At 36.8% G+C, this 8,914-nt stretch carries 8 protein-coding genes; all 8 read right to left on the reverse strand.

The annotated features are described in order from the left end of the window. Position 1: 1 nt before the first annotated feature. The 8 genes from DER71_RS08175 to DER71_RS08210 all read right to left on the reverse strand — a co-directional run bounded on the left by DER71_RS08175 (position 2) and on the right by DER71_RS08210 (position 8,677). A complete protein-coding gene (locus DER71_RS08175; protein ID WP_114457295.1) occupies positions 2-904 on the reverse strand; it encodes a TlyA family RNA methyltransferase in 903 nt (300 codons plus the stop codon). Beyond that, complete coding sequence (gene dxs, locus DER71_RS08180) at positions 883-2,796, reverse strand: 1-deoxy-D-xylulose-5-phosphate synthase (RefSeq protein ID WP_114457294.1); 1,914 nt, start codon at positions 2,794-2,796, stop codon at positions 883-885. The genes DER71_RS08175 and dxs overlap by 22 nt, the downstream gene beginning before the upstream one ends. 19 nt (positions 2,797-2,815) lie before the next feature. Continuing rightward, the gene (locus tag DER71_RS08185; protein ID WP_114457293.1) at positions 2,816-3,361 is read right to left on the reverse strand and encodes a hypothetical protein; all 546 of its coding nucleotides are present in this window, start codon (positions 3,359-3,361) and stop codon (positions 2,816-2,818) included. Positions 3,362-4,058: 697 nt separating this feature from the next. Beyond that, positions 4,059-4,943: a polyprenyl synthetase family protein gene (locus DER71_RS08190; RefSeq protein WP_114457292.1), complete on the reverse strand. Its 885-nt coding sequence runs from the start codon at positions 4,941-4,943 to the stop codon at positions 4,059-4,061. Further along, the gene (gene xseB, locus DER71_RS08195; protein WP_114457291.1) at positions 4,940-5,194 is read right to left on the reverse strand and encodes an exodeoxyribonuclease VII small subunit; all 255 of its coding nucleotides are present in this window, start codon (positions 5,192-5,194) and stop codon (positions 4,940-4,942) included. Before xseB ends, DER71_RS08190 begins: the two co-directional genes overlap by 4 nt. After that, positions 5,187-6,419, reverse strand: coding sequence for an exodeoxyribonuclease VII large subunit (gene xseA, locus DER71_RS08200; protein WP_114457290.1), 1,233 nt, complete (start codon positions 6,417-6,419; stop codon positions 5,187-5,189). The genes xseB and xseA overlap by 8 nt, the downstream gene beginning before the upstream one ends. Positions 6,420-6,434: 15 nt before the next feature. Further along, on the reverse strand, positions 6,435-7,847 hold the full coding sequence (gene gltA / locus DER71_RS08205) for an NADPH-dependent glutamate synthase (protein ID WP_199505532.1): 1,413 nt from the start codon (positions 7,845-7,847) through the stop codon (positions 6,435-6,437). Continuing rightward, on the reverse strand, positions 7,847-8,677 hold the full coding sequence (locus DER71_RS08210; protein ID WP_114457288.1) for a sulfide/dihydroorotate dehydrogenase-like FAD/NAD-binding protein: 831 nt from the start codon (positions 8,675-8,677) through the stop codon (positions 7,847-7,849). Before DER71_RS08210 ends, gltA begins: the two co-directional genes overlap by 1 nt. Positions 8,678-8,914: the final 237 nt, after the last annotated feature.

Here is an 8,914-nt window from a genome sequence, read left to right on the forward strand (position 1 = left end):
TTTACCTCCCAAGTTCTTTATGTGCTTTAGAAACTATTTTCTCCACATGATATTTCCATTCTTTATTGTTAAATTTATTTGCAAAAGTACTATCTTTATCACTGACTATATTATCATAAGTATTGTTTGTGCTGGCTGTTTCTTCAATATTATCTGCATTATTTGTAGTATATTTCAGGTGAATTAAATACTCTATATTGCTGCTTTCAGCTCCTGTTATAGGAGAATAATTTAGTCCTTTAAGTTTAAATCCTTCTGACATAAAAAAACCGCTTAAAGAAAGTATAACATCTCTGTGAACTGCCGGATCTTTGACTACTCCTTTTTTGCCAACCCTTTCTCTACCTGCCTCAAATTGAGGTTTTATAAGGGCAATAAAATCTCCGGGCTTTTTCAAAAATTTTTTTACCCCGGGTACAATAAGCCGCAGAGAAATAAAAGATACATCTGTCACAATTAAAGGTGCCTTTACCGGCAGCTGATCAAACTCTAAATACCTAAAATTACAGCGCTCATAAACTTCAACTCGCTCATCATTTCTCAGTTTCCAGGCAAGCTGACCATAACCCACATCTACTGCATAAACTTTTTTTGCTCCATTCTGGAGCAGGCAGTCAGTAAATCCTCCTGTAGAAGCACCAATATCAATTGCTTCAATTCCAGCAGGGTCAACAGCAAAAACCTGCAGAGCTTTTTCCAGCTTATATCCTCCCCTGCTCACATAGGGATTTTTGTCACCCTTTATTTCAATATCTGCATCTTTTTTTATACGGGTTCCAGCTTTATCTACTAATACCCCGTCAATATAAACAATACCTGCCATAACTGCACGTTTTGCCCGGCTGCGGCTGGAAAATAAACCTCTTTCCGATAAAAGTATATCTAATCTTTCTTTTCCGGCCATAGTTCAGAAACCTCCTGATCATAATCTAAAGCTTTTAAACAGTGTTTAATTATTCCTTCTGCATCTAAATCATAAAAACTGCGTATTTCTTCCATAGAACCATGTGGTACAAATTCATCCGGAATACCAATTCTATATATTTTTGCTGGATTAAACCCATTTTGTTCTGCAAATTCCAGTACAGCTGAACCAAAACCGCCATTTAAAACATGTTCTTCTGCAGTAATAATCTTTTTATATTTTCTAAAAAGATCTGAAAACATCTCTTCATCAAGTGGCTTTACAAATCTGGCATCTACCAGTGCAGGAGAATATCCGTGTTTTTTCATTACTTCAGCAGCTTTTTTAGCTGGATATACACAAGACCCTGCTGCCAGAATAACAAATTCTTCTCCTTCTATAAGTTGTTCTGCCTTCCCAATTTCTATTTTTTCAAAATCTTTTTCTTCATCAGAACCGCTGACCTCTCCTCGAGGATATCTAACTACAGCTGGTCCGGAATGATTTACTGCAGTATAAAGCATATCCTGAAGCTGTGCTCCATCTCTTGGTGCCATTATAATGATATTTGGAATAGGTCTTAAAAATGAAAAATCGAATAATCCCTGATGCGTTTCTCCATCATGACCGACTATCCCAGCCCTGTCTACCGCAATTGTCAGCGGCAGGTTCTGAAGACAGATATCATGAATAACCTGATCATATGCCCTCTGCAGAAAAGTAGAATATATAGCACAAACTGGATTCATACCACCTCTGGCCAGGCCGGCGGATAATGTTACTGCATGCTGTTCGGCTATTCCGACATCAAAATATCTGGCTGGATATTTTTCGGCAAAACCAACTAAACCTGTACCGGAAGGCATTGCAGCTGTAATTGCTGTAATTTTCTCATCATTATCGGCCAGTTTCTGCAGGGTTCTACCAAATATTTTACTGTATGTGAGTTTTGTTTTTTTAGATTTATTTTTTTCTTTTTTTCCTTTAGCTGGACTAACCCCATGATATTGACTTGGATTGTTTTCTGCAGGCTGAAATCCCTTTCCTTTTTTAGTGATTACATGCAGCAGTACAGGTTTTTTTATCTGATCTGCTTTTTTAAAATGATCGATCAGTTCTTTTATATTGTGACCATCAATTGGACCAATATATTTAAATCCCATTTCTTCGAACAGCACTCCGGAAATCATTAAATATTTGAGACCTTTTTTTATTCTCTCTGCCGTCTGAGTAAGTCTGCTGCCAAATTTAGGAATATGTTTGAGTATAAATTCAACATCTTCTTTAAGGTGATTTAATGCTGGATCGGCAGTTATAGTAGAAAGATACTGAGAAAGTGCCCCTACATTATCTGCAATCGACATTTTATTATCATTTAATATAACATTAAAATTTGTTCCCAATTCACCGGCATGGTTCATTGCCTCAAAAGCCATACCAGCTGTCATAGCACCATCACCAATAACAGCATAAATATCACCCTTTTCTCCTTTTATATCACGAGCAAGCGCCAGTCCAAGAGCAGAAGATATAGAAGTGCTGCTGTGACCTACATTTATTATATCATGTTTGTTTTCTTCGTACTTAGGATAACCACTTAATCCATTCAGCTGTCTTAATGTATCAAAATTATCTCTGCGGCCTGTCAGTATTTTATGAGTATATGACTGGTGGCCTACATCCCAGATTATTTTATCTGCTGGGCTGTTAAGATAGTAATGGAGTGCAATTGTAAGCTCCACTGTACCGAGATTTGAAGCTAAATGGCCTCCGGTTTTAGAAACTGATTCAATAAGAAAGGCTCTGATTTCATCTGCAAGATGTTCAAGCTCAGCATAATTCATTTTTTTGAGGTCTTCAGGTCCATCTATCTGAGATAAAAATTTATACATAAATTCACTCCTAACAAATCTATTTAAAAAAACTGTGCAGATAATCTGCAGCTAGTCCAAAAAAGGCGACTACTTTACCTGTAAAAAATATAATTTCACTGGATTTTTTTATACCATAGCTTTTAAAGAAGGCCTTCCCACCAACTGTAAGAGAAGATGTAAGGCCTATAATAATTAGACTGGTAATAACATTGGAAAAATTATAAGTATTTACAATTCTAATAACTATTACTGCTCCTATTGCTCCACTGATTGTACCACATATATCTCCAACTATATCACACATCAGGCTGGCAACTTTATCACCATGTTTAACCAGAAAAAGTCCGGATTTTGCTCCAAATATTTTTTTGGCAGCTTTTGCATTAAATGGTTCAGGTCTAGCAACTGTAGCTGCCACCCCCACCATATCTGCAATTATACCCGTTATTATAATAAGCAGAAGTATAATTACTGCCGCTGGTAAAGAAACAAACTGTATCTGAGTTTGGGAACTGAAGGTAACAAATACTGCAATAAAAAAAGTAATGATAGCAATAATAATACTGCTGCGCAAATTATCCAAACTTTATACACCTCATTAAGTTTATTATATCATTTCTTTAATTAAATTTATATTTTAAATTGTAATGTATTTTTCAAAAAATTTGTGAGTGGTGATACAGCAAATAAATGCTGTGGCTTAGGTCCAGTAGGTTTTCCCCCGAAATACCCCCTTCTGTCACCAGAACAGGCGATTTCTCATTAAATTTCGACTATATGGTTACCCTTATATAGAACTGGATTACCACTCAGACCACACTTTAATCTCCACTGTATCCTGACTAGCAGACAGCCTAGAAGTTTTCCTTAACAGTGTTTAAACTACTCCCTAGCTTCTTTTGCAGTAAAGGTTTCCAGCAGGTTCAACATATAATTTGGATCCAAAATTATATGTTTTGCTACTGTCTCCAGTACCACTCAAAGCAGGCTACACTACCCAAACCTTACGGCTGGGCAGGTTAACCTAGATTTATTCCAAGCTGGAATAAATACCAGGCCTCCACGGGAAAGGGGTCAACGCCCACATGCCATTGTGGATCGCCCCAAACCCTTAACTCCCTACATCAGCTCCCGACTGGGCGTCAGCAGCCGATGTAAAGAACTTCATCGATATGCCCGCTGACGGATTTTTAGGCCCGTCTTCAAGAATAATACACTGACTAGGATACTGCACCACTCACATTTTGTTTAATTATAACATAATAACTTATACTGTTCAATTAGCTCTGCCTGTAGAGTACAAATTGTACCAGTTCTTTAAGATGACGGGCTTCATCTCCAAAAACATCCAGTGCATCTGCTGCAGCTAAAGCATATTTTTCGGCTGCTTTTTTGGCTCCATCAATACCAAGTAGTTTTGGATAGGTCGATTTATTTAATTTATCATCACTGCCGACAGCCTTACCTAATTTTTCTTCATCACCAACTACATCAAGTAAATCATCTACAATCTGAAAAGTAACTCCAAGATTTTCTGAATAATCGGTCAGAGCATCAATCTCATCTTTATCTGTATCACTGCAGTATGCACCTGTAAGGACAGATGCTTTTATAAGTGCACCTGTTTTACCTCGGTGAACTTTCTGCATCTCTTCTAAATCAAGATTTTTATTTTCTCCTTCTAAATCCAGAACCTGACCACCAACCATACCCTGATAGCCTGATGCAGTAGAAATTAAACTGATAATTTTAATCCTTTTTTCTGCACTTATTTTTAAGGCAGATAATATTTCAAAAGCATATGTTAAAAGTGCATCACCTGCCAGAACAGCTATTCCTTCTCCAAAAACTCTGTGATTTGCTGCTTTTCCGCGTCTAAAATCATCATCATCCATACTAGGCAGATCATCGTGAATTAAAGAATAGCTGTGTATAAGCTCCAGAGCAGATCCAGCTTTTAAGGCAGCATCAGTATTACCATTTAACATCTCTGCAGTAAGAAGTGTTAAAACAGGTCTTATCCTTTTACCACCAGAGAAAACAGTATATTCCATTGCTCTACTTAATGTAGGTGATAATTCTGTTTCCTTCAGATCAAATAATTTATTTAATTCTCTATCAATTTTTTCTGCCTTTACAGTCAGAATTTTTTTTATGTTTTTCATTTATCTTCATCCTCATTATCGTCTTCAAAATTAACAGTTTTACTGAATTCTCCATTTTCTTTCAGCACCAATTCAATTTCTTTCTCTGCTTTATCCAGCCTGGTGTGGCACATTTTTATGAGCTTCATACCTCTGCTAAATTTATCCAGTGAATCTTCCAGTGATAGGCCTCCTTTTTCCAGTTCATTAACTATTTTCTCTAATTCTTCCAGCGCTTTTTCAAACTTTATATCATTTGTTTCTTCAGTCATCATATTCACCTGCTTTTTCTTTACTTTCCAGCCTGAGTCCTAATTTCCCATCCACAAGTTTTGCAGAAAGATAATCGCCTTTTTCTACATCATCAACAGTTTTAATCAGCTTATTGTTTTTATCGTTCAGCACAGCATAACCTCTGGAAAGAGTATTTAATGGGCTTAAATTATTAAGTTTTTCATATAGAAGCTGATATTTATTATTGTAGTGATTATATGTATTTTCTATCTCATGCTTTAATCTGCTTTCAAATTGATCTAAAAGCTGTTCATACTGAAAAAAAAGTTCTTCCGGTTTTGCAAATATTCTCCGTTTAGAAAGACTGTCAATTTTTTCTCTTCTGTTTTTTAAATTATTTTTTATAGATGTTTTTAACCTTTCTTTAAGACTATCAAGTCTATTTAGTATTTCCTCCCTATTTGCAGTTGCAATTTCTGCAGCTGCTGAAGGTGTGGGAGCTCTGAGATCTGCCACAAAATCGGATATAGTAAAATCTGTTTCATGACCAACACCACTAATAACCGGCAGCCTGGAATTGTAGATTGCTCTGGCAACCAACTCTTCATTGAAAGGCCAGAGATCTTCTATAGAACCACCACCACGGGTAACAATAATAAGATCTATATCATCACGGCTGTTTAAATATTCCAGTGCCTCTATAATCTCAGCTGCTGCCTTTTTTCCCTGAACATGTGTGGGTACTATTAAAGCAGAAAAATTACCTCTTCTCCTCTTCATAACGGAAAGAACATCTCTTACTGCTGCCCCTGTTGGAGAAGTAATAATCCCAATTCTTTTAGCAAGAATTGGGATTGCTTTTTTTTCTTCAGGAGCAAATAGACCTTCTTCCTTTAACTTTTTCTTCAATTTTTCGAAAGCTATAAATAGTGCTCCTCTGCCTTCAACCTGCATTTCTCTGGCATAAAACTGATATTCGCCTCTGCGTTTATATATATCAAGATTACCTCTTGCGGTGACTTTCTGTCCATCTTCAGGCTCAAAATCCAGTGAATTATTATATCCCTTAAACATAACACATTTTAACTGGGATAAATTATCTTTTAATGTAAAATACATATGCCCGGAACTGTGGTGATAAAAATTGGAAATTTCACCTGTTATCCAGAAATCCTGCAGCAGGTGGTCATTATTTATCATACCTTTTAAATAATTTGTTATTTCTTCAACTGTAAACAGTTTTATTTCTCTATTTAATTCCATTTTTATCAAAACTTTCTATTTATTTTTATTTAGAACATATTCCTTAATATTTTCTGCCGCTTTTTTGCCTGCACCCATTGCTTTAATTACAGTTGCAGCTCCGGTTACAACATCTCCGCCGGCATATACACCTGCACGGCTGGTTTTCAAGTTTTCATCGGTAATAATTCCACCCCATGATTCTGTTTCTAAATCTTTAGTGTTTTTAGTAAGCATTGGATTGGGGCTCTGACCAATAGCTATAATTACTGTGTCTAAATCAAGCATCCAGTTTGAACCCTCAATAGGGATTGGGCGTCTCCTGCCTGATGAATCCTTTTCTCCAAGCTCCATCTGAATACATTCCATTTTATCAACTCTACCATTTTTCCCATGTATGGCAACTGGATTATTCAGCAGTTTAAAGATAATTCCTTCTTCTTTTGCATGTTCAATTTCTTCATCTCTTCCCGGCATCTGTTCTTCTGCCCGACGGTAAACTATATATACCTTTTCTGCTCCCAGTCTTCTAGCTGTTCTTGCTGCATCCATGGCAACATTTCCCCCACCAACTACAGCAACTTTATCCTGTACTTTAATGGGTGTTTTATATTCTGGATACTTATATGCCTTCATAAGGTTTACTCTTGTTAAAAACTCATTGGCAGAATAAACTCCATTCAAATTCTCTCCAGGAATATTCATAAACTTGGGCAGGCCTGCACCTGTACCAATAAATACTGCTTCATATCCATCTGCAAAAAGTTCATCGATGGTAATAGTTTTTCCAACTACAACATTAAGCTGAATATCAACACCAAGATTTTTTATGCCTTCAACTTCTTCATCAACAATAGCTTTAGGCAGTCTGAACTCTGGAATACCATATCTGAGCACTCCACCTGTAGCATGCAGGGCTTCAAATATAGTCACTTTAAACCCGTATTTAGCCAGATCAGCTGCAGCGGTTAGGCCGGCAGGACCTGCACCTATTACTGCTGCTTTTTTTCCTTCCAGTTCAGGAATTCTATACTTTTCTATTTCTTCTTTAGAAGCCTTATCAGTTCCCCGATCCATATTATAATCTGCAACATATCTTTCAAGTCTTCCAATAGCTACAGGTTCATTTTTAATCCCCATTACACATACTTCTTCACACTGTTCTTCCTGTGGACATACCCGTCCACATACAGCAGGAAGATTATTTTTAGATTTAATAATCTGATTTGCTTTTATTACATCCCCATCTTTAACTGCCTGAATAAACTGAGGAATCGGTACACTTACAGGGCAGCCGTCAACACATGGCTGATGTTTACACTGTAAACACCTTTCTGCTTCTAAAGCTGCATCTTCATCAGAATATCCTCTGGGAACTTCATCAAAATTATTTATTCTTTCTTCTGGTGGCTGTTCTTTCATCGGAGTTTTCTTTGGTTTCAACGCCATTATCCGTTCACCTCTTCTTCCATTTCTCCTGCAAGTGCTTCTTCATCCTGATAAAAGCTTAATCTGTTCATAAGTTCTTCAAAATCAACTTTGTGTCCATCAAAAGCTGGTCCATCAACACAGGTGAATTTGGTTTCTCCACCAACTGTAACACGGCAGGCTCCACACATGCCTGTGCCATCAACCATTATTGAATTTAAGCTGACTATTGTTTTTATACCATAATCTTCGGTCATATCAGCAACAGCTCTCATCATCGGAACAGGTCCAATTGCAATGACCAGATCTATATTATCTTCTTGATCAAGGAGATCTTTCAGTACATCTGTGACAAATCCGTGATGCCCATAGCTTCCATCATCTGTTGTAATAAAAAGCCTGTCACTATAATTGTCCAGTTCTTCTTCCAGTATGACAAGATTTTTAGTTCTGGCTCCTGTTATTGTAATAACTTCTGCTCCCATTTCGTAAAAACCTTTTACCTTGGGGTACAGCAGTGCTGTTCCAGAACCTCCACCAAGAAGTACTACTTTTTTGTAACCCTCCATTTTAATATGATGGCCCAGTGGGCCAACTATATCCTGGATATAATCTCCTTTTTCCAGACTGCCCAGCAGTTTGGTAGAATAACCTACTTCCTGAAAGATAATAGTTATTTCACCAGTTTTATCATCATGGTCAGCTACAGTAAGCGGAATTCTTTCTCCCTTCTCATCAACTCTAAGAATGATAAAATTTCCCGGCTCAGTCTTTCTGGCAATAAGTGGTGCTTTTACTTTGACTTTCTTAATTGTTGGTGCTAAAACTTCTTTTTCTAATATTTCGTACATAATTTACCCCCCATACACTTTTAGCGCATTTCTTATAAACAGTTCTCTGTCTAAAGTATTTATCCTCCCTGAACTTTGTATTTCTTATTTTTTCTTAATTCAACCATTTTTCTATATCTCTGATTTTACTGGACTTTCCCCATTTTTTATATACTGCTGCAAAAAGGGGAGATGCAGGAATATTGAAATTTTTAGTCAATGAATCTTAACGAAATGAAGGAAGAAATAGGGTTGAAC

Source organism: Halanaerobium sp. DL-01, assembly GCF_003338615.1.
In the GTDB taxonomy this organism is placed as follows: Bacteria; Bacillota; Halanaerobiia; order Halanaerobiales; family Halanaerobiaceae; genus QPJE01.

Excerpts from the sequence above, each read along its gene's own strand:
- DER71_RS08175 (WP_114457295.1), bottom strand. The coding sequence starts at position 904 with ATGGCCGGAAAAGAAAGATTAGATATACTTTTATCGGAAAGAGGTTTA.
- dxs (WP_114457294.1), bottom strand. The coding sequence starts at position 2,796 with ATGTATAAATTTTTATCTCAGATAGATGGACCTGAAGACCTCAAAAAA.
- DER71_RS08190 (WP_114457292.1), bottom strand. The coding sequence starts at position 4,943 with ATGAAAAACATAAAAAAAATTCTGACTGTAAAGGCAGAAAAAATTGAT.
- xseB (WP_114457291.1), bottom strand. The coding sequence starts at position 5,194 with ATGACTGAAGAAACAAATGATATAAAGTTTGAAAAAGCGCTGGAAGAA.
- xseA (WP_114457290.1), bottom strand. The coding sequence starts at position 6,419 with ATGGAATTAAATAGAGAAATAAAACTGTTTACAGTTGAAGAAATAACA.
- gltA (WP_199505532.1), bottom strand. The coding sequence starts at position 7,847 with ATGGCGTTGAAACCAAAGAAAACTCCGATGAAAGAACAGCCACCAGAA.
- DER71_RS08210 (WP_114457288.1), bottom strand. The coding sequence starts at position 8,677 with ATGTACGAAATATTAGAAAAAGAAGTTTTAGCACCAACAATTAAGAAA.